Origin of the sequence: Agromyces larvae, from assembly GCF_022811705.1 — a bacterium.
Taxonomy (GTDB): domain Bacteria; phylum Actinomycetota; class Actinomycetes; order Actinomycetales; family Microbacteriaceae; genus Agromyces; species Agromyces larvae.
Genome location: NZ_CP094528.1, coordinates 3,134,809 through 3,159,998, shown reverse-complemented (window position 1 = coordinate 3,159,998; position 25,190 = coordinate 3,134,809). Strand labels below are relative to the sequence as shown.

General features: G+C 73.0%; 18 protein-coding genes. 9 read left to right on the top strand and 9 right to left on the bottom strand.

Annotated features, from left to right (window positions below; genetic code table 11):
* Window positions 1-20: 20 nt before the first annotated feature.
* Window positions 21-992: an acetylxylan esterase gene (locus tag MTO99_RS15135; protein ID WP_243554531.1), complete on the bottom strand. Its 972-nt coding sequence runs from the start codon at window positions 990-992 to the stop codon at window positions 21-23.
* 193 nt (window positions 993-1,185) lie between these two features.
* Here MTO99_RS15135 and MTO99_RS15130 point away from each other — a divergent pair, with 193 nt between their 5' ends.
* Window positions 1,186-1,647, top strand: coding sequence for a DUF805 domain-containing protein (locus MTO99_RS15130; protein WP_243554529.1), 462 nt, complete (start codon window positions 1,186-1,188; stop codon window positions 1,645-1,647).
* 83 nt (window positions 1,648-1,730) lie between these two features.
* Here the strand turns inward: MTO99_RS15130 and MTO99_RS15125 are convergent, their stop codons facing one another.
* On the bottom strand, window positions 1,731-2,648 hold the full coding sequence (locus MTO99_RS15125; protein WP_243554527.1) for a DNA-3-methyladenine glycosylase family protein: 918 nt from the start codon (window positions 2,646-2,648) through the stop codon (window positions 1,731-1,733).
* 152 nt (window positions 2,649-2,800) lie between these two features.
* Between MTO99_RS15125 and MTO99_RS15120 the strand changes: the two genes are divergently transcribed.
* Window positions 2,801-3,652: a carbohydrate kinase family protein gene (locus tag MTO99_RS15120; protein ID WP_243554525.1), complete on the top strand. Its 852-nt coding sequence runs from the start codon at window positions 2,801-2,803 to the stop codon at window positions 3,650-3,652.
* A 654-nt stretch (window positions 3,653-4,306) separates the two neighbouring features.
* Here the strand turns inward: MTO99_RS15120 and MTO99_RS15115 are convergent.
* From MTO99_RS15115 to MTO99_RS15095, 5 genes are all read right to left on the bottom strand, one after another.
* Window positions 4,307-5,443 carry a phospholipase D-like domain-containing protein gene (locus tag MTO99_RS15115; protein ID WP_243554523.1) on the bottom strand — a complete coding sequence of 379 codons (1,137 nt, stop codon included), beginning with the start codon at window positions 5,441-5,443 and terminating at the stop codon, window positions 4,307-4,309.
* A gap of 201 nt (window positions 5,444-5,644) precedes the next feature.
* A complete protein-coding gene (locus MTO99_RS15110; protein WP_243554521.1) occupies window positions 5,645-6,412 on the bottom strand; it encodes a DivIVA domain-containing protein in 768 nt (255 codons plus the stop codon).
* The gene (locus MTO99_RS15105) at window positions 6,409-7,617 is read right to left on the bottom strand and encodes a globin domain-containing protein (protein ID WP_243554519.1); all 1,209 of its coding nucleotides are present in this window, start codon (window positions 7,615-7,617) and stop codon (window positions 6,409-6,411) included. The genes MTO99_RS15110 and MTO99_RS15105 overlap by 4 nt, the downstream gene beginning before the upstream one ends.
* A 4-nt stretch (window positions 7,618-7,621) precedes the next feature.
* A complete protein-coding gene (locus MTO99_RS15100; RefSeq protein WP_243554512.1) occupies window positions 7,622-8,011 on the bottom strand; it encodes a group I truncated hemoglobin in 390 nt (129 codons plus the stop codon).
* A 105-nt stretch (window positions 8,012-8,116) separates the two neighbouring features.
* The gene (locus MTO99_RS15095) at window positions 8,117-10,723 is read right to left on the bottom strand and encodes an MMPL family transporter (RefSeq protein ID WP_243554510.1); all 2,607 of its coding nucleotides are present in this window, start codon (window positions 10,721-10,723) and stop codon (window positions 8,117-8,119) included.
* A 117-nt stretch (window positions 10,724-10,840) separates the two neighbouring features.
* On the opposite strand from MTO99_RS15095, the gene MTO99_RS15090 reads away from it, so the two are divergent.
* Window positions 10,841-11,392 (top strand): TetR/AcrR family transcriptional regulator, encoded by a 552-nt coding sequence (locus MTO99_RS15090; protein WP_243554508.1) that lies wholly within the window; start codon window positions 10,841-10,843, stop codon window positions 11,390-11,392.
* 9 nt (window positions 11,393-11,401) lie between these two features.
* On the opposite strand, the gene MTO99_RS15085 is transcribed toward MTO99_RS15090, so the two are convergent.
* The gene (locus MTO99_RS15085) at window positions 11,402-13,120 is read right to left on the bottom strand and encodes an IlvD/Edd family dehydratase (protein ID WP_243554506.1); all 1,719 of its coding nucleotides are present in this window, start codon (window positions 13,118-13,120) and stop codon (window positions 11,402-11,404) included.
* A 115-nt stretch (window positions 13,121-13,235) separates the two neighbouring features.
* Here MTO99_RS15085 and MTO99_RS15080 point away from each other — a divergent pair, with 115 nt between their 5' ends.
* The 6 genes from MTO99_RS15080 to ligD all read left to right on the top strand — a co-directional run bounded on the left by MTO99_RS15080 (window position 13,236) and on the right by ligD (window position 20,005).
* Window positions 13,236-14,165 (top strand): SMP-30/gluconolactonase/LRE family protein, encoded by a 930-nt coding sequence (locus tag MTO99_RS15080; RefSeq protein WP_243554504.1) that lies wholly within the window; start codon window positions 13,236-13,238, stop codon window positions 14,163-14,165.
* A gap of 4 nt (window positions 14,166-14,169) precedes the next feature.
* Window positions 14,170-15,249: a zinc-dependent alcohol dehydrogenase gene (locus MTO99_RS15075; RefSeq protein WP_243554502.1), complete on the top strand. Its 1,080-nt coding sequence runs from the start codon at window positions 14,170-14,172 to the stop codon at window positions 15,247-15,249.
* Window positions 15,250-15,413: 164 nt separating this feature from the next.
* Window positions 15,414-16,775, top strand: coding sequence for a pyridoxal phosphate-dependent decarboxylase family protein (locus tag MTO99_RS15070; RefSeq protein WP_243554500.1), 1,362 nt, complete (start codon window positions 15,414-15,416; stop codon window positions 16,773-16,775).
* Window positions 16,776-16,866: 91 nt separating this feature from the next.
* Entirely contained in the window at window positions 16,867-17,652 is a 786-nt protein-coding gene (locus tag MTO99_RS15065; protein ID WP_243554498.1) for a flavin reductase family protein, read from the top strand.
* The gene (locus MTO99_RS15060) at window positions 17,628-18,647 is read left to right on the top strand and encodes an NAD(P)H-dependent flavin oxidoreductase (protein WP_243554496.1); all 1,020 of its coding nucleotides are present in this window, start codon (window positions 17,628-17,630) and stop codon (window positions 18,645-18,647) included. Before MTO99_RS15065 ends, MTO99_RS15060 begins: the two co-directional genes overlap by 25 nt.
* Window positions 18,648-18,766: 119 nt before the next feature.
* Window positions 18,767-20,005 carry a non-homologous end-joining DNA ligase gene (ligD, locus tag MTO99_RS15055; RefSeq protein WP_243554494.1) on the top strand — a complete coding sequence of 413 codons (1,239 nt, stop codon included), beginning with the start codon at window positions 18,767-18,769 and terminating at the stop codon, window positions 20,003-20,005.
* A 95-nt stretch (window positions 20,006-20,100) separates the two neighbouring features.
* Here ligD and MTO99_RS15050 read toward each other — a convergent pair whose 3' ends face one another.
* Window positions 20,101-25,104: a glycoside hydrolase family 3 N-terminal domain-containing protein gene (locus tag MTO99_RS15050; protein WP_243554492.1), complete on the bottom strand. Its 5,004-nt coding sequence runs from the start codon at window positions 25,102-25,104 to the stop codon at window positions 20,101-20,103.
* Between the last annotated feature and the right edge of the window lie 86 nt (window positions 25,105-25,190).

Genomic DNA, 25,190 nt, shown 5'->3' with positions numbered 1-25,190 from the left:
ACCAGCGGAACCGCCGACCCCTACCCGGCGAGCCGCTCCGCCAGCCAGGCGGCCTGGCGCTGCCAGTGCACGCCCTGGCCGCCCTCGTGGTCGTTGAACGCGTAGTCGACGAGGTCGGCCTCGCCGGCCCACGCGTTGCGTGCGGCGTGCACCGTCGAGGGCGGGCAGGTGAAGTCCATCAGCGCCGCCGAGAACAGCGCCGGCGCGCTCGCGCGCTTCGCGAAGTTCACGCCGTCGAAGTACGAGAGCGTCGAGAACACCTGCTCCGCAGCATCCCGATGCACCGAGAGGAATCGCACGATCTCGTGATAGGGGTCGCGGTCGGTGAGGCCGACGGCTCGCTCGAAGTGGCAGAGGAACGGGACATCCGGCATCGCCGCGACCAGGCCCTCGCTGAGTCCGGCGGCCGCGATCGCGATGCCGCCGCCCTGGCTCGCACCGACCACGCTGACCCGATCGGCATCGACGAGATCGAGCGAGCGCACCGCGTCGATCGCGAGCACCGCGTCGGTGAAGACGCGACGGTAGTAGTACTCGTCGGGCGACTGGATGCCCCGGGTCAGGAACCCCGGGAACGACGGCCCGGTGCCGTGCGGGTCGGGCGTGCCGCCGCCGTTGCCCCACGCGCTGCCCTGCCCGCGGGTGTCCATCGTGACGTGCACGTACCCGGCCGCGGCCCAGACGAGTCGCTCATGCGGCAGCCCGCGTCCGCCGCCGTAGCCGACGTACTCGACCACCGCCGGCAGCGGCCCCTGCGCGCCGCGCGGCGCCACGAGCCATCCGCGCACCGGATCTCCCGCGAACCCGCTGAAGGCGATGTCGTACACGTCGACCAGGCTGAGCGGCGACTCGACCCGCTCGACGCGAGGGGCCGTCGCGACCGCGCGCGACTCGGCGAGGGTGCGCTGCCAGAACGCGTCGAAATCGGATGGTTCGGCCACCTCGGGGCGGTAGGCGCGGAGCTCGTCGGGCGACAGGTCGAAGCGGGACATGCGGGGCGAGGATCCTCTCGGCGCTGATCGGGGCGGATGGCTCAGCCAGCGTATGCGACTCGGTGCGCAACGTGACGAAATGGGGAGTCGTCCCCCTTCCCCGCGGCATCGGCCTCCGCCATGATGATCCCCGCGGCCGGGCCCGGCTCGGCCCCGCGCACCGACCTCTCGATTCCCTTCCCCTGGAGGAACCATGTCCTACGCCCCCGCCCCCACGGCCACCGCCGCCCCGCTCTCGGCACCCCTCTACGGCGCCTCGTTCGGTGAGGCGATCAAGCGCTTCTTCACGAAGTACGCGACGTTCACCGGTCGCGCGAGCCGCAGCGAGTTCTGGTGGGCCTACCTCGGCTACGTGATCGTCGTCACGGTGCTCTACGTGCTCGCCCTGGTCGGCGGCTTCTCCGGCGCCACGGTCGACCCGCTGACCGGCGTCGCGACGCTCGGCCCGCTCTTCTGGGTCGCGTGGGCGGTGCTCGGCCTGTTCGGCCTCGGCACGATCGTCCCGTTCCTCGCGATCACCTGGCGTCGCCTGCACGACACGAACCGCTCGGGCGGCTTCTTCTTCCTGTCGCTCATCCCCTTCGTCGGGTCGATCATCCTGCTCGTCTTCCTCGTGCTGGACAGCGACCCGGCCGGCGCTCGCTTCGACGTCTGACGCCTCCGCGCCGCTGCGCCACATCGACCGCCGCTGCGCCAGCCCGGCTGGCGCGGACGGCGCGCAACTGGCGCAGCGGCGCGTCAGTGCCAGGTGTGGTCGACGAACGGGAGCTTGGCGCCACGGCGCGGGCGGCGCAGCCGGCCGGATGCTCCGAGCAGCCGCACCACGCGATACCGGTGTCCGCGCCACGGCTCGAGCAGCGCGAGCATCTCGTCGTCGGTCACGTCGTGGCCGACCAGCGCATGGCCGACCTGGTTCGACAGGTGGTAGTCGCCGATCGAGAGCGCATCGGCGTCGCCGAGTGCACGCTGGGCGACCTCGGCCGCCGTCCATTCCCCCACTCCCGGGAAGTGCGTGAGCCGCGCCACGGCGTCGGCCCGTGACATCCGTGCCGCTTCGTCGACGCGCTCGGCGAACCGCGCAACCGTCGCGATCGTCTGCGCCCGCCGTGGATCGACGCCCGCGCGATGCCACTCCCAGACCGGGACGACGGCCCAGGTCGAAGGCGGAGGCGGCACGCGCAACGGGCGAGCGGTCGGCCCGGGCGCGACCTCGCCGAACCGAAGCAGCAGCCGCCGCCACGACTCGTGCGCCTGCAGCGTGATGACCTTCTGTTCGAGGATCGCCGGCACCAGCGCCTCGAACACGAGCGTGGTGCGGGGAATGCGCAGGCCCGGGTTGCGCCGGTGCGCGTCGCGCAGCGCGTCGTGGATCGGATCGAAGTCACTCGTGTCGTCGGCGTCGCCGACGAGTTCGGGCGCCTGCGCGACCGCCCAGCCGGCGCCCGGACCCCACGCCTCGGCGCGGATCGAACCGCCGCCCGCCTGGATGAGCCGCACCGTGGCGACCCCCTCGGGCGTGCGGGTCGCGCGCCACACCGCTCCGTCGCGATCGAGGTGGAACGCCGGGTCGCCGGGCCCGCGCCGCAGACTCCCGACCGTGCGATGCAGATCGGTCGGATGCCGCGGCTGCCAGTCGAGACGTTGGTCGGCGATCACCCGTCCAGTGTGACCCACGCCCCTGACAGCCGCCGCCGTCTTCCCCGCCACCCGTCGACGTTCGCCTGCCCCGCCGCCCGACGATGATCGGAGGACGTCAGGGGCGGGCGGGCGCCGGTACGCTCTCGGCTATGACTGCAAGCGTTTGCATCGTGGGACCCGCCGCCTGGAACCGCATCGTCGTGCTCGACCGGCTGCCCGAACCGGTGCCGCACATGCAGTTCGCGCTCGACGAATGGCAGACCGTCGGCGGCACATCCGCCGGCAAGGCGCTCGGGCTCGCGGGGCTCGGCCGGTCGGTCGCGCTGCACGCGCTCATCGGTGCGGACGACGACGGGCTGCGTGTGCGGCGGGCGCTCGAGGCATCCGGCATCGACCTGCTGGTCGAGGCATCCGACCGAACCGAACGCCACCTCAACCTGATGACACGCGAGGGCGCCCGCGTGTCGCTGTACCTGTCGACGCCGACCGACGACCCCGCCAGCCCGTCCGCCGCCGAGGCCGCAGCCGAGGCCGAGCGCGCGATGGCCGACAGCGACGTGATCGTGCTCGACCTCTCGCCGCGTGCGCGCCGGCTCATCCCCGCGGCGCGGGCGACCGGGCGCCCCATCTGGACCGACCTGCACGACTACGACGGCGAGGCAGAGTTCCAGCGGCCGTTCCTCGAGGCCGCCGACGCGGTGTTCCTGAACGCTGACGCGCTGGGCGACCCGCTGCCGTTCCTGCGACGGGCGATCGACGGCGGCGCGTCGCTCGCGGTGTGCACGCTCGGCGCCGAGGGGGCGGTCGCGCTCGACCGCGATGGCATCGAGCACCGCGTCGCCGCCGTCCCGGTCGACGTGGTCGACACGAACGGCGCCGGGGACGCGTTCATGGCGGGCGTGCTCGACGCGACGCTCGGTGGCCGCGACCTCGACACGGCGCTGCGCGCCGGCGCGGAGCACGCGGCATCCGTGCTGACCACCCGCCACCTGCACCCGTCCCTCGACGCCGTGCTCGCCTGACGCCGCCCGCCGCACGGTCGCCCCTGCCGCCGCCGCACCTCGTCCCAGGCACGCTGTTCAGTCCGCGGTACGGCGTGCGCTGCCTCCGTCTGAACACCGTGCCTGCACCGCGGCCATGGGGGCGGGCCGGCCTGCGGGCGGGGCGCGGGCGGCGCCGGTACCCGCCATTGCTGCCGCCGCACCTCGTCCAAGGCACGCTGTTCAGTCCACGGCACCGCGTGCGCTGCCTCCGTCTGAACACCGTGCCTGCACCGCGGCCGTGGGGAGCGGGGACTCCGGGCTGCGTGGGCTGGGTGACGCCCCGCTGCGCGGCCGCGGACTCGGCGCCGCTCGGCGCTGCTCGGCGCCGACCCGCCACCTGCCACTGCCGCCGCACCTCGTCCCAGGCACGCTGTTCAGTCCGCGGCACCGCGTGCGCTGCCTCCGTCTGAACACCGTGCCTGCACCGCGGCCATGGGGGCGGGAGCGAGAGCGGGAGCGAGAGCGGGAGCGAGAGCGGGGAGCGGGGAGCGGGCGGCGGCGGTACCTACCATTGCTGCCGCCGCACGTTCCAGGCACCGCGTTCAGTCCGCGGTACGGCGTGCGCTGCCTCCGTCTGAACGCGGTGCCTGGAGCGCGGCGGGGCGGCGGCGGGGCGCGGCGGCGGGCGGCGGGCTACGGCACCGGCACGATCGGCGCGGGCACCGGCGCCGAGAGGTCGACGATGATGCGGTCGATCTCGGCGAGCGCGTAGGCGGCGAGTTCGCGCTGCTGCGCCTCGGCGACGGGGTCCTGCTCTTCGAGGTCGCCGATCACGAGGATGTTCTCGTCGTTCAGCGTGTTCGCGGGGTCGGTGTAGTTGAAGCTGCCGAGGATGAGCAGCCGCCGGTCGATGACCATGAGCTTGTGGTGGAGTTTGCGCACGCCGGTGCCGCGGCGGTTGGCGTGCAGTTCGACGCCCGCCGCGCCGAGTCCGGTCGTCGCCGCCCACTTCGCGGCGCCCTGGTCGCGGTCGAGCACGCCGCGCAGCACGTCGAGCGACGGCCGCAGCCGGATCATCGTGTCGTCGATGCCCGATGACTGCGAGAACGTGAACATGGCGAAGTCGATGCGTTCGGTCGACTTGAGCATCTGCTTCATGATCTCCATCTCGGGCCCGTGCCGCGGGGCGAACAACGGCTTCACCCGCACCTTCGGCAGCCCGAACTCGCTCGGCCGCGGCTGCACGCGTTCGCTCAACGCGCCGAACGTCCCGGTCCACATCCGTTCGAACTCACGCAGGTACTGGGCCGCCGACTTCTGCCCGCGCAGGATCACGACGTGGTTGAGGTTCTGCCCCGTGACCCCGCCGGTGCCGCCGCCGTGCGCCGCGTCGTTCGTGCCGGTGTCGGTGAGGGTGAAGTTCGTCGAGCCGGTGAGCACGCCCGCGCCACGCTCGCCCTCGTCGCGGACGATGAACTTCTGATGGAAGATCGCGGGGTTCAGGTCGGTGATCACGCGCACCCGGGCCTTCAGCATCGCGGATACGATCTCGCGGTTCACGTCGTGCTCGCCGGGCTTGAGCCACGGGTCGTCCACCGCCTTGGTCTCGGTGAGGTAGTCGCCCTCGAGGATGACCCTGACGTTCACGCCGCGCGCCTTCGCCGCGATGATCGCGCGTGCGATGTCCTTCGAGTCGATCTCCTGCACGGCGATGGCGAGGCTGTGCTTCGCGCGGTCGATGAAGCCGCGGATCGCGGCATCCAGGTCGTCGGGTCCGCCGACCGACGACGGCCCCATGTGCAGTTCGATCCCGCCCACGCTGATCGGCATGGCGCACCCCCTGTCCCCTGAGCGCAGGTCTACCAGCGCGGGTGCGGGGTTGCGTCAGGGCAGGCACGGATGCCACGGGGTGCCGCCGACCCGTCGCGGCGGCACCTCGGCGAAGGCACCGTGTTCACTCCGCGGTTCGACGCACCGGCCCTCCAACTGAACACCGTGCCTGGAATGGGCCGGCAGCCCGCACCAGGCGGCTCACTTCCGGCGCGGCGCCGGCACGAGCGAGGAGCGGTGGACCTGCGGAGCCGGGGCGTCGGCGTACAGCGGCGACCAGTCGGGCTCGCCCAGCGGGGTGTCGTCCGTGAGTGCGTCGGCGGGTGCCGGCGACGACGCGGGCCGTGCCGCCTCCGAACCCGCGCCCGGCGGCTGCAGCGTACCGAGACGGTCGACCTGCTCGGTCAGCGCTTCGAGCACCGAACGGAGCTGGATCTGCGCCACCTGGGCATACGTCCGCACGTATTCGATCTCGGGAACCGCCGGTCCGTGCGCGGCCGGCACCACCGCGGTGGTCGCGGGAGTCGCACTGCTCTCGGCACGGTCGAGGATTTCGCGGTATTGATTGCGCGCCGTGAGCACCAGGTCGCGGGCGTACTGCTCGGCGTCGGCGACGGCCTTGTCGGCGATGAGCTGCGCCTGCGAGAGCAACCCGACCGCTCCACTCGTGATCTCGTGTTCGAGGTCGCCGCCGGCCGCTGCGCGCAGCCGCGCGTTCTCGGCTCGAAGGTTCGTCACCTCCTGCCGGCCGCTGTCGAACGCCGCACGTACGGCTTCGACGGCTTCATCGACCTGCGCGACGTATGCATCGACCTCGCCGCGGTCGTAGCCGGCACCCATGTGCTTGACGGCGAATCGCGTCGCGCCGACCTCGGGCAGTCGTCGCACGGCCCCGGCGAGCGCGTCCTCGTGCTCACCGGCCGAGGCGTCGGAGAGAGTGTCGGGAAGGTCGTCGGGTGTGGGTGTCATACGAGGTCCCCGATCTTCTCGACGGCGGCCTCGTCGGGCTGCCGTTCCTGGGTGTCGTGATGCGGCGAGGGGCTGTCTTCGTCGAGTGCGGCGAACTGCTCGTAGCGCAGGTCGGTCGAGGGGATGCCGGCGGTCTGCAGGCGCGACACAGTATGCCGCACCATCTTCGCCGACCCGCAGACCAGCCCGAGTGAACCGCTCCAGGGGCCGTCTTCGACGGCGGCGTCCCCGACCAGTCCGCGGCGCCCCGGGTAGCTCGGGTCGTCGGACACGACCGGGGTGTAGCTGAACCACGGTCGCACCGTGAGGTTGCGCAGCAGCTGGTGTTCGTACAGGTTCCACGGCACCCGCGTGCCGTGGAACAGGTGCACGCGCGGCGCCTTCCCGGTGCGCTCCCACTGCTCGTCGATGCGTTGCAGGTGGGCCCGCAGGGGCGCGAGACCGGTGCCGCCGGCCACCATGAGCAGGTCGCGCTCGCGATCGTCGCCGGCGAGGGTCAGTTCCTGCCCGACGGCGGCGCCGAGCCGGATGGTGTCGCCGACCGCGAGTGAACGCACCAGCACGCCGCTCACCCGCCCGCCGGGCACCAGTTGCACGTGGAACTCGATCGTGCCGTCGGTGCGCGGCGCGTTGGCGGGGCTGAGGTAGCGCCAGAGGCGTTCGCGCGTGGGCACCTCGACCGCGATCGACTGCCCGGGTTCGAACGGCAGCGCGCGCTCGGGCCGCACTTGGATGACGCCGATGTCGAGGCTGCGGCGGTCGACGCCGATGACCTCGGCCGACCAGGCGGCCGGACTCGTCAGCTCGGACTCCTCGGCGGCCTGCACCATGGTCGTCGCGATGACGCGGTAGGCCGCGGCCCAGTCGGCGGCGAGCTCGGGGGTCCATCGTTCGCCGAGGAAGTGCTGCAGCGTCGCGAGCAGCGACACCCCGACCGCGTCGTAGTGCGCGGCCACGGCCTCGAAGCGCCGGTGGTCGCGGCCGAGCTGCTGGATGAACCCGGTGACCTCGTCGAGCTGGTCGACGCGCGAGACGATGCGGCCGAGCGCGCCGACGAGCCGGTCGCGCTGGGTCGCCATCGAGACGGGGAACATGCTCCGCACCTCGGGGTGCGAGAGGAACAGGTGGGAGTAGAAGTAGAGCGGGACCTCATCGCCGAGGGTCTCGGCGAGGGCCCACGTCTCCTTCAGCGCCGCGGTGTCCACCGCGTCAGGCGTGCGCCGCGCCGGCCCCGACGATCTCGGGCTGGGACTGCGCCAGGGCGGCGCCGACGCGACCGATGATCTCTTCGGGAACCCCGGCCTCGGTGAGCGCGGTCACGAGGTGCACGACCACCAGGTCGAAGTCGGCCTCGGAGATGCCGAGGCGCTCGTGTGCGCTGCGGAGGTCGCGGCCCGAGTAGGCCACGGGCCCGCCCATGACCTGCGAGACCAGGGCGACCTGGTGGCGCTTGAGGCGGTGGATCTCGACCCCGTCGAAGTAGCCGACGAGTCGCTCGTCGCCGAGCACGAGTTCGTAGAACCGGTCGACCACGGCGGAGATCGCCGGGCCGCCGCCGACGGCGGCGTAGTCGCTCACTGCTTCATTGCTGGCGCTCATGTAGGGCACGTCCATTCGTCCGGGGAAACGCTCCAGTCTTCCTAGCAGAGTCCGGGACGACACGACCGTGACTTTCCACAGCCTTCACGAACCATCCGTGGAGCCCTACTCCTCCTCGTGGGCGACGCCGTGCACGTGGTGCGTGCGTTCGAGGGCGGCGCCCTCGACGTCGACGTTCGGGATGATGCGGTCGAGCCACTTCGGCAGCCACCATGCTCCGCGGCCGACGAGGTGCATGATCGCCGGCACCAGCACCATGCGCACCACGAACGCGTCGAAGAGCACGCCGATCGCGAGTCCGAACCCGAGCGGGCGCACCATGCCGAGGTGCGAGAACACGAACCCGCCGAACACCGCGACCATGATGAGCGCGGCGGCGGTCACGACGGCGCGGCCGTTGCGCAGGCCGGCGATGACCGCGTTGCGGGCGGGCAGGCCGTGCACGTACGCCTCGCGCATGCCCGACACGAGGAACAGCTGGTAGTCCATCGCGAGCCCGAAGAGCACGCCCATGATGATGATCGGCGCGAAGTTCAGCACGGGACCGGGGTCGTGCACGCCGAACAGGCCGCCGAGCCATCCCCACTGGTAGACCGCGACGATCGCGCCGAACGCGGCGAACAGGCTGAGCACGAATCCGCCGGTCGCGACCAGCGGCACCACGAGCGAGCGGAACACGACGATCATGATCAGCAGGGACAGGCCGATCACGACCGCGAGGTACACGGGCAGCGCGTCGGCGAGCTTCTGCGAGATGTCGATGTTGCCGCTGGCCTGGCCGGCGACGCCGAGCGCGACCTCGCCGTCGATCCCGGCGGCGCCGGCGGCGCCGGCGGCATCGGACACGGAACCGTCGAACGCCACCGGCGACGCGTCGCGCAGCGAGTGCACGAGCGCCTCGGTCGACTCGCTCGTCGGCCCGTCCGCGGGGACCACCTGGAAGGCCAGCACCTCGCCGTCGTCGCTGACGCCGACGGGCGCGGCCGCGACGACGTCGTCCTGCGCCATGAGCCAGTCGGCGAGGTCGGCCTGGGCGAGCACGACGTCGTCGCCCTCGACCGGCGACGGCAGTTCGGCGACCACGAGGATCGGCCCGTTCTGCCCGGCGCCGAACCCGTCGGCCACGGCCGTGTAGGCGCGGTACTGGGTCGAGTCGGTCGCCTCCGACGACCCGGTCGGCAGCCCGAGCCGCATGGACAGCGCGGGGGCGGCGATGACGAGCAGGCCCACCACGGATGCCACGAGCGCGAGGATCGCCGTCGAGGTGCGCATGGGGCGGATCACGGGCGCCGCGTGCGCCTCGTGGCCGATCTGGGCGCGGGCCCGCTTGCCGAGCACCCGCAGCTTCAGCAACCCGAGCATCGCGGGCGTGAGGGTCACGGCGATGAGCACCGCGATGAGCACGCAGGCGGCGCCGACCGTGCCCATCACGCCGAGGAACGGGATGCCGGTGACGTTCAGCGCGAGCAGGGCGACGAGCACCGTCGACCCGGCGAACACGACGGCGTTGCCCGAGGTGCCGTTCGCGAGCCCGATCGACTCGTGCAGCTCGACTCCGGCGAGCAGCTGTCGCCGGTGGCGGTTGATGATGAACAGCGTGTAGTCGATGCCGACGGCGAGGCCGAGCATGACGCCGAGCACGGGGGTGACCGACGACATGTCGACGACGCCCGAGAACGCGAGCGACCCGGCCACGCCGACGCCGACGCCGATGAGCGCCGAGACGAGCGGCAGCAGGGCGGGCAGCAGCGCCCGCAGCATCACGATGAGCACGATCGCGGCGACGAGCACGCCGACGATCTCGCCGACGCCGAGGAGGCCGTCGATCGAGGCGGCGATCTCGGCCGAGTAGTCGACGGTCACGCCGTCGATGCCGGCGCCGTCGAGCACCTCGGCGACGGCCGCCTTGGTCTCGGTGGAGAGCGTGAAGAGGGTGTCCTCGAAGAGCACGGCGCCGATCGCGGTCGCGCCGTCCGCCGAGACGGTGCGGATCTCGGCGCTCGCGTCGAGCAGCCGCCGGCCCGCGTCGAGCTGCACGGTGTTCGCCTCGAGTTCGGCGCGGCCGTCGTCGAGCTGCTCCTGCCCGGCGTCGAGCTGCGCCTGCTGCGCGTCGAGTTCGGCGAACCCGGCGTCGAGCTGGGCCTGCTGCGCTGCGAACCGGTCGGCGGCGAGGTCGTAGGCCCCGGCATCCTGCGCCTGCTGTACGGCCGCGTCGAGTTGCGCCTGCCCGGCGTCGGCTTGGGCGCGTGCCGCGTCGAGCTGCGCCTGCCCGGCGTCGAGCTGCTCCTGCGACTGGTCGAGCTGCGCCGCCCCGTCGGCGAGCTGGGTCTGCCCGTCGGCGAGCTGCCGGGTCTGCTCCTCGAGGTCGGCGGTGGTCTGGAACGGGTCGACGACGCTCGCCACCCCGTCGATGCCCTCGATCTCGCCGAGCACGTCGGCGATCTCGTCCTGCTGCGCGGCGGTGAACGCCGAGCCGTCGTCGGTCTGGAACACCACGGTGCCGGTCGCGCCGCCGATGCCGCCGATCTCGTCCTCGAGCTGGTCGATGACCCGCGCGGTCTCGGTGCCGGGGATGCTGAAGCTGGTCGCGAGCGCGCCGCCGAAGGCGAGGAACGCCCCGCCCGCGAGCCCGAGCACGACGAGCCATCCGACGATGACGACCCAGGCGCGACGCGCCGAGAAGCGCCCGAGACGGTAGAGGAGTTCGGCCATTCGAACGAGCCTTTCGAGAGGTGGGGAGGCGGAGCACGTCGTCGGGCCACCGACAGGATAACCGACAGATGTTGGAAAAATCCCAGCCCCGAGACATCCGGCTGGCAGAATCACCCCATGGACCCCCGGATCGCGCGCACCCGACGCAGCCTCCAGCGCGCGCTGCTCGACCTCGCCCGGGAGCGACCCCTCGACGAGATCACCATCGCCGACATCGCCGAGCGCGCGGCCGTGAACCGGTCGAGCTTCTACCAGCACTACCCCGACAAGGACACGCTGCTCGCCGACGCGCTCGACACGGCCGTCGAGGAGGCGGGCGCGACGCTGCCCGAGGGCGTCGGTCGATTGGATGCTCCGCCCGACGCCCTCGTCGCCTACCTGCGGCACTACGACGAGAACGCCGACCTCTACCGTCGGGTGCTCGGGCCGCAGGGCTCGGCGGTGGTGCGGGCGCGGCTCCAGGGGCGCATCCAGCAGATCGCGCTCGAGAGCATCCGTTCATCGGGCGCCGATGTGTTCGAGACGCTGCCGCTCGATGTGGTCGCAGCGGGCGTCACCGGGTCGGTGCTCGGCGTGATCGAGGCGTGGCTCGAGCGCGACCCGCGTCCGCCGGTCGAGGTCGCCGTCGACTGGGTGTGGCGGATGCTGCTCGGCCCGGGTGCGCCGTAGCGCCGCCCCTCAGTGCGACTCCCGGCTCACCTCCGACCCCGAGGCGCCGACCAGGAAGTCGAGGTCGGCGCCGGTGTCGGCCTGCATGACGTGGTCGACGTAGAGCCGCTCCCACCCGCGGCGCGGCGACGCGAACCCGTCGACGGTCGCACGCGACGGCTCGCGCGCGGCGAGCTCCTCGGCCGGCACCTCGAGGTCGAGCCGCCGGGCCCGCACGTCGAGCGAGATCCAGTCGCCCGTGCGCACGACCGCCAGCGGCCCGCCGGCCGCGGCCTCGGGCGTGACGTGCAGCACGACCGTGCCGTACGCCGTGCCGCTCATGCGCCCGTCGCAGATGCGCACCATGTCGCGCACGCCCTGCTCGAGGAGCTTCCGCGGCAGCGGCAGGTTCGCCACCTCGGGCATGCCCGGGTATCCGCGCGGCCCGCACCCGCGCAGCACGAGCACCGACGAGGCATCCACCTCGAGGTCGGGGTCGTCGATGCGCGCGCGGAAGTCCTCGACGCTGTCGAACACGACGGCCCGCCCGCGATGCTGCAGCAGGTGCGGCGACGCGGCGGCGGGCTTGATGATCGCGCCGCCCGGCGCGAGGCTGCCGTGCAGCACGCTGATGCCCGCCGCCGGCAGCAGGGGCGCGTCGCGCGGCGCGATCACCTCGGGATCCCAGATGCGCGCGTCATCCAGGTACGAGACGAGCGGATGCCCCGTCACGGTCAGCGCCGTCGGGTCCAGGAGGTCCCGCACCTCGCGCAGCACGGCGAGGAACCCGCCCGCCCGGTGCAGGTCCTCCATGAGGAAGCGGCCCGCGGGTTGCAGGTTCACGAGCAGCGGCACCTCGGCGCCGATCCGGTCGAAGTCGGCGAGTTCGAGGTCGATCCCCAGCCGCCCGGCGATCGCGAGCAGGTGCACGACCGCGTTCGTCGACCCGCCGATCGCGGCGAGCGCGACGATCGCGTTGCGGAAGCTCGCCTCGGTGAGGAAGGTGCTCGGGCGCCGATCGGATGCCACGAGCTCGACCGCGAGCCGGCCGGTGCCGTGCGCCGCCTCGAGGAGCCGGCTGTCGGGCGCCGGCGTTCCGGCGAGGCCGGGCATCACCAGCCCGAGCGCCTCGGCGACGAGCGCCATGGTCGACGCCGTGCCCATCGTGTTGCAGTGCCCCCGGCTGCGGATCATCGACGACTCCGACCTCCGGAAGTCGCGTTCCGAGAGCGTGCCCGCGCGGACCTCCTCGCTGAGCCGCCACACGTCGGTGCCGCACCCGAGCGGCACGCCGCGGAACGTGCCGTTCAGCATCGGCCCGCCGGGGACGACGACGGCGGGCAGGTCGACGCTCGCGGCGGCCATCACGAGCGCCGGGATGGTCTTGTCGCAGCCGCCGAGCAGCACCACGCCGTCGACGGGGTTGGCGCGCAGCATCTCCTCGGTCGCCATCGCGGCGAGGTTGCGCCAGAGCATCGCCGTCGGACGCACGAGCGTCTCGCCGAGCGACACCGCGGGCAGGTCGAGCGGGATGCCGCCGGCCTCGTAGACCCCGTTGCGCACGGACCCGCCGACCTCGTCGAGGTGCGCGTTGCACGGCGTCAGGTCGGAGGCGGTGTTCGCGATCGCGATCTGCGGGCGACCCTCGAACGCGCTCTGCGGCACGCCGCGGCGCATCCACGCCCGGTGGATGTACGCGTTGCGGTCGTCGCCCGCGTACCACTCGTCGCTGCGGAGTCGTGACGTCATCGTGCACCTGCTTCCCGCGTTCGGTCTATCACGCGACGCGCGAGTTCGGCGAGAACGGATGCCCCGCCGCCCGATCGGTCGGCATGATGGATGCCAGTCGATCGAAGGAGACGGCATGCCCGACCGGGGCGACGAGGTGCGCCCGGCGAACCGCGAGCGTTGCGTGCTCGGCGAGGGCCCGGTGTGGGATGCCGCGCGCGAGCGCCTGCTGTGGGTCGACATCCGGCGGGCGCTGGTGCTGGTCGGTGCGTTGCGCGACGACGGCACGGTCGAGGTCGTCGAGCGGGTCGGGCTGCCCGAGGCCGGCACGGTCGGGGCGATCGCGGTCGCGGAGTCGGGCGAGTGGCTGATCGCCGGCGCCGAGGGGGTGCTCGTGCGCGGGGTCGACGGCTCCGTGGCATCCGGCCCTCGTCTCCTCCCGGCCGGGAGCGGCCGCCGCCTGAACGACGGCGCACCCGACCCGGCCGGCCGATTCGTCGTCGGCTCGATGTCGCTCGCCGAGGACACGACCGACGAGGTGCTCGTGCGCGTCGAACACGACGGTTCGGTCACGACCCTCGACGCCGACCTGTCGCTGTCGAACGGGCTCGCCTGGACGGCCGACGGGCGGCGGATGTACAGCGTCGACACGCTGCTGCGCACGGTGTTCGTGCGCGACTACGACCCGCAGCCCGGCGCGACCGGGCCGCGCGAGCCGTTCCTGCGACTGGACGCGATGCACCCCGACGGGTGCTGCCTCGACGAGGAGGAGCACCTCTGGATCGCACGGTGGGATCACGGCGAGGTGCAGCGGTACTCCCCCGCGGGCGACCTCGTGCGCAGCATCCCGCTGCCGGTCGCCCACGCGACCAGCGTCGCGTTCGCGGGGCCCGACCTCGCGACGCTCGTCGTGACGACCGCGAGCGACGGCCTGAGCGAGGCGCAGCTCGCCGCGTCGCCCGCGTCCGGGCTGCTCTTCACGCTCCGGCCGGGCGTGCGCGGGCTGCCGGTCGCCTCCTGGGCGGGCTCGACCGGGTGGCCCGCGACCCACGAGCGCGATGGATGACCCGATGCGCGCATTCGTGATCACCGGGCCGGGCGAGGCCTCCGTGCAGGAGGTGCCGCCGCCGGTCGCCGGGCCCGGCGAGGTGGTGGTGGAGGTCTCGCGCGCCGGCGTGTGCGGCACCGATATCGAGTTCTTCACCGGCGAGATGGCCTACCTGCACGACGGGCACGCGCGGTTCCCCATCCGGATCGGGCACGAGTGGGCCGGGCGGGTCTCGGCGGTCGGCGAAGGCGTCGACCGGTCATGGCTGGGCCGCCGGGTCACCGGCGACACGATGCTCGGCTGCGGCGACTGCGACCGCTGCCGCGACGGCCGGCACCGCGTGTGCGACCGGCGCACCGAGATCGGCATCCGCGGCGGGCGTCCCGGCGCGCTGGCCGAACAGCTCGCGGTGCCCGCGGTCGCGCTGCACGCACTGCCCGACGAGGTCGACGACGTCGCCGGAGCGCTCGTCGAGCCGGGCGGCAACGCCTGGCGCGCGGTGCACGCCGCCGACGTCCGGCCCGGGGAGCGGGTGCTCGTGCTCGGGCCCGGCACCATCGGACTCCTCTGCGCGATGTTCGTGCGCGCGGCCGGTGCCGAGGTGCACCTCATGGGTCGGCCGGGCCGGTCGCTCGAGTTCGCCCGCGGGCTCGGATTCGACGGGGTGTGGACGCGCGAGGACCTCACGGGCGCGGGCGGGGGCGCGGGCACGGGCGCGGGCGCGGGCGCGGGCGGGGCGGCCGCCGGGCTCCGCTGGGATGCGGTGATCGACGCATCCACCTCGCCCGAGCTGCCGGCGTTGGCGGTCGAGCTCGTCGAGCCCGGCCAGCGGGTCGTCTGCATCGGCATCTCGGGCACGCCGAGCCGCCTCGACACCCGCCGGCTGGTGCTGCGCGACGTGAGGGCGACCGGCATCCTCAGCGCGTCCGGCGGGCTCTCCCCCACCATCGCCGCGTACGCGCGCGGCGACGTGGATCCGCGCGTGCTGGTCGGCGCGACCGTCGGCCTCGACGGAACGGCCGACGTGCTGCGCGGCATCCGCCCCCGAAACGCCGGAGCCGGACCGAAGCTGCACGTGACGCCGCCGACCGACGCAAGGTAGCTCGGGTGGGCGCAGAATTCGATCACAGAACGGGAGCCGGACGCACGATCATTGCGTGAACGGAAGGTTTCACGACCGCAGCTTGCATGGCGGCCACCGTACATGCACACTGTCTCAGGCGTGATCGAGAGGGAGTCGAGATGGCCGGTACGGACCCCACCCGGATGCATCGCATCAGCGACGAGAACGAGCGCATCGTCGACCTCGTGCTCGACTACTCGCGGCGGCGCATCCTCTCGAACGACACCCCCCTCGACAAGCCGGCGCCGCCCGCCGAACTGCGCCGCCTCGCCGGCCGCACCGTGACCGAGCAGGGCCTCGGCGCCGACCGCGCGCTGTCGATCTTCGAGCACGTGCTCGCGCCGGCCTGCATCACCACCGACCATCCGCAGTACCTCTCGTTCATCCCGGTCGCGCCGACCAAGGCGGCGACCGCGTTCGACCTCGTCGTGTCGGCGAGCGCGCTCTACGGCGGCTCCTGGCTCGAGGGCGCCGGCGCCGTGCACGCCGAGAACGAAGTGCTCACCTGGCTCGCCGCCGAGTTCGGGCTGCCCGAGGGCGCCGGCGGCGTGTTCGTGCAGGGCGGCACGCTCGGCAACCTGTCGGCGCTCGTCGCCGCACGCGAAGAGGCGCGCCGCAAGCTCGACGAGCGCGGGCTCCCGCACCCCGCCCGCTGGAAGTTCGTCTGCGGCGCCGAGGCGCACTCGTCGGTCGCGTCGGCCGCCCGCATCATGGACGTCGAGATCGTGCAGGTCGCCCCCGACTCGGGCGGCGTGCTGCGCGGCGACGCGGTGGCCGCGGCGCTCGAGGAGCACGGGGCATCCGTCTTCGCCGTCGTCGCGACCGGCGGGTCGACCAACTTCGGCATCGTCGACGACCTGGCCGGCATCGCCGAGGTCGTCGAATCGCACGACGACGTGTGGCTGCACGTCGACGGGGCGTACGGGCTCGCGGCCATGCTGTCGCCGATCGCGCGCCGCCACTTCGCCGGCATCGAACGCGCCGACTCGGTCATCGTCGACCCGCACAAGTGGCTGTTCGCGCCGTTCGACGCGTGCGCGCTGATCTACCGGGACCCGGCCGCGGGTCGCCGCGCCCACACGCAGCACGCCGAGTACCTCGACACGCTCACCGCCTCGGCCGAGTGGAGCCCGTCGGACTACGCGGCGCACCTCACCCGCCGGGCGCGCGGGCTGCCCACCTGGTTCTCGCTCGCGACCTACGGCGCCGCGGCCTACCGCGAGGCGATCACCGCATCGATCGAGCTCGCCCACCGCATCGCCGCCGAGATCGCGTCGCGCGACGGACTCACCCTGGTGCGCAAGCCGCAGCTCGCGGTCGTCGTGTTCGAACGAGACGGGTGGACGAAGGCCGACTACGACGTCTGGTCGCAGCGCCTGCTCGACGACCAGCTCGCCTTCGTCACGCCGAGTTCGCACGCGGGCCGCCCGAACGCCCGCTTCGCCGTCCTCAACCCGAATACGACGTTCGAGCAGCTGACGGGCATCCTCGACACCATGCGGTAGCCCCGACATTCGCCGAACGTCGAGCGGAGCGGGCGGGCGGGGGCCGGTCACATTCGGGCGGGCCGCGCACCGCGGGCGTACCGTGAAAGACATGCCCGAGCCTGACGACCATCTCGTGATCGAACCGAGCGTGCTCTACGTGGGCACGCCGGTGTACCTCGTTTCGACGGTGAACCCCGACGGCTCGCCGAACCTCGCACCCGCGTCCAGTCATTGGGCGCTCGGGCGCATGCTGGTGCTCGGTCTCGAGACCGACGGGCGCACGGTCGAGAACCTCGTCGATCGGCCCGAACTCACGGTGAACTTCCCGTCGGGCGCGCTGTGGCGCAACGTCGAGCGGCTCTCGACGGTGACCGGGCGCGACCCCGTGCCGGACGCGAAGGCCGCCCACTACCGGTTCGAACCCGAGAAGTTCGAACGAGCCGGGCTCAGCCCCGTGGCATCCGACCTGGTGGCGCCGCCGCGCGTGCGCGAATGCCCGCTGCAGTTCGAGGCGAACGTGCGCCGGATGACCCCGGGCGTCGACCCCGGCTACCTCATGGTCGAGGCCGAGGTCGTGCGCGTGCACGCGCTTCCGTCGCTGGTCGTGCCCGGCACCGATCACCTCGACCCGCGGGCGTGGCATCCGCTGATCTACAGCTTCCGGCACTACTTCGACCGCGGCTCCGAGCTCGGCTGGACCCGCAAGAGCCGCACCGCCCCGACTCCGCCCGAGATCGCCAGATGGGAATCGTTCGGCGGCACCTGGGAGGTCGCCGACGTCGCAGACTCGAGCGCGACCGTGCGGCTCTGCCGGTGCGACGGCGGCGAGGAGGTCTCGCGCATCACCTCGAGCGAACCCGCTTTCGTCGCGTGGGCGACGGTGATGGCCTCGTGAGCGAATCGGATGCTCCGCCGCACCTGTCGACCGACTGGTCGGCGTCGCTCGGCCTCACGGCCCCCGTCGTGTGCGCGCCCATGGGCGGCGCCGCCGGCGGCCGGCTCGCCGGCGCGGTGTCGCGCGCGGGCGCCCTCGGCATGATCGGACTCGGCAGCGCGGGGTCGCCCGCACTGCTGGCGCGCGAGCTCGCCGCGCTCGAGGAGACGGGCGGCACCGGCGGGGCGCCGTTCGGCATCGGCGTGGTCGACTGGGTCGCGCGACGCACGCCCGAACTGCTCGACCACGTGCTCGCCGCGAAGCCCGCGCTCGTGTCGGTGGGGTTCACGTCGGGGCGTTTCGAGTGGGTGGAGCCGGTGCACCGGTCGGGCGCGCTCGCGACGACGCAGGTGTACGACGTCGCCGAGGCGGTCGCCGCCCGCGATGCCGGAGTCGACGTGATCGTCGCGCGCGGGGCCGAGGGCGGCGGACACGGCGACCCGCGGGTCGGCACGCTGCCGCTGCTCGACGGCGTACTCGACGCGATCGGCGGGGAGGCCGCGGTGCTCGCGGCGGGCGGCGTGTCGAGTGCGCGCGCGCTCGCCGCGGTGCTCGCGGCCGGTGCCGACGGCGCATGGATCGGCACCGCGTTCGCCGTCTGCGAGGAGTCGCTGTTCTCGGACACCGAACGGCAGGTGCTGTTCGCCGCCGACGGCGCCGACACCGTGAACACCCGAACGCAGGATGTCGCGGCGGGGCTCCCGTGGCCCGACCGGTTCCCCGAGCGGGTGGTCCGCACGGCGTTCACCGACGAGTGGGCGGGCCGCGAGGACGCGCTGCGCGCCGACGCCGACGCCCGCGCCGCGTTCGTCGACGCCCTCGCGCGCACCGACCTCACCGTGGTGCCGCTCGACGCGGGTCAGGGAGTCGGGGTGCTGCGCGAGTCGCGACCGGCCGCCGACGTGATCGCCGACCTCGTCGCGGGCGCGCACGCGCTGCTCGCGCGCTGGACCTGACCTCCCGCCGGTCGAGCAGGGAGCGCGCCCCCTCCGCCCGTCGAGTCGGGAGCGCCCGCTCCTCCGACGCGCGCTCCTCGACCAGCGGAGCGGGCGGGCGACGCCCTAGGGTGGAGCGCATGGCGGGGCGGGACGCCGAGATCATCGAGGTGGGCGGGCACGAGGTGCGCATCAGCCACCCCGACAAGGTCGTGTTCCCGCAGCCGGGCCTCACGAAGCGGGACCTCGTCGACTACTACGTCGCGGTCGCCGACGGCGCGCTTCGCGGTGCGGGCGGCCGCCCGATGGTGCTGAAGCGGTTCGTGAAGGGCATCGACCACGAGGCGTTCTTCCAGAAGCGGGTGCCCGAGAACCATCCCGAGTTCATCGATACGGCGACGCTGCACTACGCGCGCGGCACCTCCGCCGAGGAGGCGGTCGTGCGCGATGCGGCCGGCCTCGCGTGGGTCGTGAACCTCGGATGCCTCGACCTGAATCCGCACCCCGTGCGCGCCGAGGATCTCGACCACCCCGACGAGTTGCGTGTCGACCTCGATCCGATGCCGGGCGTCGACTGGTCGCAGATCGTGGATGTCGCGTTCGTCGCGGCGGAGGTGCTCGACGACGTGGGGCTGGTCGGCTGGCCGAAGACGAGCGGCTCGCGCGGCCTGCACCTGAACGTGCGCATCGCGGCCGAGTGGGACTTCCGGCAGGTGCGTCTGGCCGCGGAAACCCTCGCCCGCGAGGTCGAACGCCGGGCGCCGGGACTCGCAACCGCCCGCTGGTGGAAGGAGGAGCGCGGCGAGAGCGTGTTCGTCGACTTCAACCAGAACGCGAAGGATCGCACCGTGGCATCCGCCTATTCGGTGCGGCCGCTGCCCGACGCGCGCGTGTCGACCCCGCTCGACTGGGGCGAGGTGCGCGACTCGCGGCCCGAGCGCTTCACGGTCGCGACGGTGCTCGAACGGTTCGCCGAGCGCGGCGACCCGCACGCCGGCATCGACGAGCCCGGGTCGGTCGGACGCCTCGACGGCCTGTTGCGACTCGCCGAGGAGCTCGGGCCGGCTGAGAAGGCGCCGCGCGGCGGAGGCGGCGACGGTCGACGGCAGTCGACCATGCCGCTCATCGAGATCGCGCGCACCGAGACCAAGCCCGAGGCGATCGCCGCGCTCGAGCAGTGGAAGGCGACGCATCCGGATGCCTCGAAACTGCTGCATCCCGCCGATGTGCTGGTCGACGGGATGCGCGGGTCGAGCTCGCTCTGGTACCGCGTGCGGGTGAACCTGCAGCACGTGCCCGAGGCCGAGCGCCCCGCGCAGGAGCCGCTCATCGCCGACTACGACCCGTGGGCCGGCCGGGAGTGGCCGGGCCGGCCGTAGCCCGCCGGTCGACCGCCTGCGCGACGGGCCCGCAGGCGGGTGCGCGCACGGACGCCGCCGGATGCCCCGGGCCGCAGCCCGGGGCATCCGTCTGTTCAGCGGCGGCGGCGCGCGACCGCGGGCATCAGGATCGCGCCGGCCGCGACGAGTGCGATTCCGAGCAGGACCGTCAGCCAGATCTCGACGCCGGTCATCGCGACCGAACCCGAGCCGGCTGCGCTCGAACCGCCGGTGCCGGCTCCGCCGCCCGTTCCGCCGTCGCCCGGTCCGCCGGGCGCGTCATCGCTCAGCAGGGTGAAGGTGGCCGACGCGATCTGCGCGGATCCCTCGAGCTGCACGGTGTGCGTGCCGGGATCGAGCCCCTCGGGAACGGTGAACGTGATCGAGCCGATGCCGGCCTCGGTCGCGTCGACCGTGCCCAGGTCGACGGGGTCGCTGAAGAGCGTGCCGACGAGGGTCTCGTCGGCCACGAACCCGATCGCTGAGAACGTCAGCTCGTCGCCGACCCGCGCCGTCGATGCGCTCAGCGTGCCGGCGACCTGCGCCTTGCCGGGGTCGGTCGGGTCGGTCGAGTCGAGCTCGATCCCGAGCACCGAGGCCAGCAGCCGCACCGCTTCGACCGGGTCGCCGTTCAGCAGGGCGACCTCGGCGTCCGCGGTGCGGGCGGCCAGGTCGGGCAGGTCGGCCGCGGTGCCGTCCGCGATCGCGTGCTGCGCGAGGTCGCGCGCCACGGAGACCAGCAGGTCGGCGTGGGCGAGCGTTCCGCGCTCGGTGCCGGGCAGCGTGGCCGCGGCGGCGGCGAGCAGGTCGAGCGCATGCTGCACGTCGTCGGCGTCGGGCGAGACCGTGCCGTCGGCCGCCCACACGTCGGCGTCGCGCAGGGCGGCGACGGCGTCGGCCGCCTCCGCGTCGGGGGCGCCGAGCGCGTCGAGGGCGTCGGCCACCCGCGCCACCCGGTCGGCCGGCACGTCGGTGCGCTCGCCCCAGCCGAACGCGAACAGCGGCTCGTACTCGTCGTCGCCGACGTTGATCGGCACCTGCGCGGCGGAGGCCGGCCACGTGATCGGCAGGCGACCGGTGAACGGCACGTCGCCGAACAGCACGTCGGCCACGCCGGCGCCCTCGCTGCCGGGCAGGAACGACGAGACGAGCGCGTTCATCTCGCCGAGCTGATCGGTCACGAGCTGGGTGCGACCGGCGACCACGAGCACGACGCAGTCCATCGCACTGCAGACCCGGTCGATCGCCTGCCGGTCGGCGGCCTTCAGGTCGAGGCTCTTGCCGTTGTTGCCGACATCGCCCTGACCCTCGGCGTACGGGGTCTCGCCGACCACGACGATGCCCGCATCGAAGCCGTCGGTGGGGGCCGAGGCATCCGTCGACACCGTGATCGACGCACCCGGCGCGACCTGCCGGATGCCCTCGAGGATCGACGTGCCGGCCGTCGTGTCGCCCGAGCCGCCCTGCCACGAGATCGTCCAGCCGCCCATCTGGTTGCCGAGGTCGTCGGCGTTCGAGCCGGCCACGTAGTAGGAGCCCGACCTCGGCAGCGGCAGCACGCCGTCGTTCTTCAGCAGCACCTGCGACTCGGCCGCAGCCTGCCGCGCGATCGCGCGGTGCGCGTCGCCGCCGAACTCGCCCTGCCGGCTGCGGTCGGTGAACGGCTGCTCGAACAGGCCGAGTTCGAACTTCTGCGTCAGGATGCGGCGCACCGCGTCATCCACCCTCGTCGGTTCGATCGCGCCCGACGCGACCCCCTGCTCGATCGCCGAGATGAAGGCCGCGAAGTTGTACGGGGCCATCGCCATGTCGAGGCCCGCGTTCACCGAGCGCACCGCCTTGTCGGCGTAGCTGCCGCCCGGCAGCTTGTCGATGCCCTCCCAGTCGCTGATGAGGAACCCGGTGAATCCGAGCTCGCCCTTCAGCACCTCGGTGTTCAGCAGTTCGTGCTCGTGCATGCGCACGGGCCCGTCGCCGAGGTCGACCGCCGAGTACGACGGCATGATCGAGCCGACGCCCGCCGCGATCGACGGCAGGTACGGGTCGACGTGCAGGCGCACGAAGTCGGCGAGCGAGTCGGCCGACGTGATGCCCTGGTCGATCGGGTAGCCGCTGCCGACCTTGGTCGGGTCGTACGCCGTGCCGCCGTCGCCCACCCAGTGCTTCGCGGTGGCGAGCAGCGTGTCGGCGGCCGACTTGTCGGCCGGGTCGGCGCCCTGCAGGCCGACCGTCACGGCCTCGGCGTAGGCCCGCACGAGCGCCGGGTCTTCGCCGAACGACTCGTAGCTGCGACCCCAGCGCTCGTCGCGCGTCACGCAGAGGCAGGGGGCGAAGGTCCAGTTGGGGCCGGTCGCCTTGGTCTCGATCGCGGTGGCCCGCCCGATCGCCTCGACGAGGTCGGCGTCGTGCGTGGCGCCGAGGCCCGTGTTGTGCGGGAAGATCGTCGCGTCGAGCACGTTGCTGTGCCCGTGCACGGCGTCGACGCCGTACAGCAGCGGGATCTGCAGCGCGGTCGAGCGCGCCTGCCGCTGGTACCCGTCGACCATGTCGGCCCACGCTTCGGGCGTGTTGCCGGGCGGCGTCGAGCCACCGCCCGAGAGCACCGATCCGAGCGCGAGGTCGGCGATCTGCGCGGGGCTCTGCAGGCCGAGACGTTCGGCCTGCGCCATCTGCCCCGCCTTCTCCGCGACGCTCATGCGGCCGAGCAGATCCTCGACCCGCTCGGCGACCGGCAGTGAGGCGTCGAGGTACGGCAGGTCGTGCGCGTTGATCACGATCTTCACCGAGTCGGGCAGGCGAGCGCCGTCGCCGTCGAGCACGACCGGGATGACCCGGGCCTCGTCCGGTCCGTCGACCGCGGAGGTCTGCACGGTGAACGACTGGGTCGAGCCCGATTCGGCGCCCGCCGGGAAGGTCAACTCCCCCGCGAAGGCGGCGAAGTGGGTGCCGGCCTCGGCCGTGCCGTCGCCGTTCGCGTACGACACGGTGACGGGCAGGTCGAGCGGGTCGCCGCTCGCGGTGGTGACCGCGAGCGTCACCTCGGCGGTGTCGCCGCCGTCGACGAGCACGACGTCGGGTTGCGCCGTGACCGTCGCGTTCGCGGCCGACGCGGGCGTGCCGTAGACCTGCACGTCGTCGATGGCGTACGTCGTGTCGTCGGTGCCCTTCGGGAAGTGCAGCGCGAACCCCCACGCGGCGGTGAGGTCGAGCGTGCCGTTCTTCGTCTCGGCGCTGCCGGGCTGGTTGCCGCCGAGCGTGAACGCCGAGAACGGCAGTTCGACGAGCTTCCAGCGGCTGGTCGAGCTGCCCCAGTTGTCTTTGAAGGTCGCCGCCCAGAGCTCGGCGTGCTCGCCGTCGGGCCCGCCGTCCTTCAGTTCGATCTGCACGTCGCCGCCGGCGGTCGGCGAGGCCGGATTGGTCGGCTGCGACGCGTACCACCAGAGTCGGATGCCTCGGAATCCGCTCCAGTCCTGCGGCGAATCGAGGTTGTCGGTGATGCCGCCCCACTGTCCGGCGGGCACGCGGTAGCTGCCCGTCAGCACGTGGTTGTCCGTGACATCCGCGCGTTCCTGCTCGCCGACGCCGACCGTGACCTCGCCGCCCGGAGCGACCCAGCTGAAGATGCCCGACGGCCCCGACCCCACCGGAACCTCGCCCTCGAAGTCGTCGATCATGATCGCCCGCTCGAAGATCGCGACGTCGTCGAACGACCAGGTGCCCGAGCCGAGGCCCGTGAGCGTGACCGCGTACCCGGTCGACGCCGACGGCAGGAAGCGGTCGGGCGCGCCCGGGTTGCCCTTCAGGCGCAGGTCGTCGAACAGCACCGACACCAGCCGCCAGCCGGCCGTGTCGTCGACGACGGTGCGGTCGAACAGCTTGCCCTCGCTCTTCAGCTCGAAGTTCAGCGCCTTGCCGGTGCCCTTGCCGAGGAACCAGAACTGGAATCCGTCGGCGTGCGACCAGTCCGCCGCCGGGGTGTCGTCCGTGAAGCCGAACCAGTCGGAGGCGACCGGGGTGCCGGCCACCGTCGCGGTGAACACGTGGTTGCCGGGAGCCGAGCCGGGCACCGTGTCATCCGTCGCGGTGCCGAGCTGCGGCGTCACCGGGCCGGTGCTGCCCCACGCGAACCAGCCGGCGGGCACGCCCGCCTCGAAGTCGGCGAGCACGTCGACCGCGCCCGCGTTGGGCGCCTCGCCGCTCGGGCGCAGCGTGACGGTCACCTGCGACCGCGATCCGAGCACGAGCCCGCCGCTCGGATCGCTCAGCGTGAGCACGAAGGTGCGCGACGGTGCCAGGGCGCCGTGCCCGACGGTCGCGACGCTCACCGTCTTGGTGGTCTCGCCCTCGGCGAAGGTCAGCGTCTCGTCGAGGGCGGTGTAGTCGTCGCCCGCCACGGCAGTGCCGCCGCCGCTCGTGACCCGCACGGTCTGCGCGCCGGTCGCCGCGTTGGTGAGGTTCACGGCGACCTCGACCGTGTCGCCCGCATCGACGCCGATCGACGTGCGATCGAACGCGACCGCCGGCGACGGCAGCGAGCCGAACACGCCGAAGGAGAAGAGCGAGTACCCGTACCAGTGCAGCTGTGCGGGATCCCACGTGAAGGAGGTGCGCTGCAGCATGTCGAGGCGCACGTAGCGGGCCTGCACGGGTTCGTCGAGCACGATCGACTCGTCGCCGCCGCTGCCGGCGGTTTCGGTGTGCACGGTCGTCCAGCTCGCGGGGTCGGACGGGTCGGCGGTCGCGACGCGCAGTTCGTACCCTGCGGCGAACGCGGCCTCCCATGCGAGGTCGATCCGGGTCACGGTCGCGACGGCGCCGAGGTCGGACTGCAGCCAGGCGGTGAACTCGGTGTCGGCGTCGGGTCCGTTGCCGCTGGCCCAGCGCGTCGTCGGATCGCCGTCGATCGCGTTCGATGCGGGGAACGAGCCGTCGCCGTCGTCCTGGGCCGCCGATGCAGTGATCGTGCCGAGCTGGGCGAGGTCGGCGTCGGCTGCGGCGGCCGGCGCGCTCGCGATCAGGCCGGATGCGACGACGCCGAGTGCAGCGAGCGCGGCCGCCAGTCGGCGGTGAGGGCGGGCGGGTCGAACGTCTCGAGGCACGTGCTACTCCTTCGTAACCGGTGCGTGCGGCGCACGGCCGCACTGCCACGCGTCACTTTACTGACATGTCAGTAACTTGCGCGAGA

Bases quoted from the DNA above. Each gene is read 5' to 3' on its own strand.
- MTO99_RS15135 (WP_243554531.1), bottom strand. From the start codon at position 992: ATGTCCCGCTTCGACCTGTCGCCCGACGAGCTCCGCGCCTACCGCCCC.
- MTO99_RS15130 (WP_243554529.1), top strand. From the start codon at position 1,186: ATGTCCTACGCCCCCGCCCCCACGGCCACCGCCGCCCCGCTCTCGGCA.
- MTO99_RS15115 (WP_243554523.1), bottom strand. From the start codon at position 5,443: ATGCCGATCAGCGTGGGCGGGATCGAACTGCACATGGGGCCGTCGTCG.
- MTO99_RS15110 (WP_243554521.1), bottom strand. From the start codon at position 6,412: ATGACACCCACACCCGACGACCTTCCCGACACTCTCTCCGACGCCTCG.
- MTO99_RS15100 (WP_243554512.1), bottom strand. From the start codon at position 8,011: ATGAGCGCCAGCAATGAAGCAGTGAGCGACTACGCCGCCGTCGGCGGC.
- MTO99_RS15095 (WP_243554510.1), bottom strand. From the start codon at position 10,723: ATGGCCGAACTCCTCTACCGTCTCGGGCGCTTCTCGGCGCGTCGCGCC.
- MTO99_RS15090 (WP_243554508.1), top strand. From the start codon at position 10,841: ATGGACCCCCGGATCGCGCGCACCCGACGCAGCCTCCAGCGCGCGCTG.
- MTO99_RS15085 (WP_243554506.1), bottom strand. From the start codon at position 13,120: ATGACGTCACGACTCCGCAGCGACGAGTGGTACGCGGGCGACGACCGC.
- MTO99_RS15080 (WP_243554504.1), top strand. From the start codon at position 13,236: ATGCCCGACCGGGGCGACGAGGTGCGCCCGGCGAACCGCGAGCGTTGC.
- MTO99_RS15075 (WP_243554502.1), top strand. From the start codon at position 14,170: ATGCGCGCATTCGTGATCACCGGGCCGGGCGAGGCCTCCGTGCAGGAG.
- MTO99_RS15070 (WP_243554500.1), top strand. From the start codon at position 15,414: ATGCATCGCATCAGCGACGAGAACGAGCGCATCGTCGACCTCGTGCTC.
- MTO99_RS15065 (WP_243554498.1), top strand. From the start codon at position 16,867: ATGCCCGAGCCTGACGACCATCTCGTGATCGAACCGAGCGTGCTCTAC.
- ligD (WP_243554494.1), top strand. From the start codon at position 18,767: ATGGCGGGGCGGGACGCCGAGATCATCGAGGTGGGCGGGCACGAGGTG.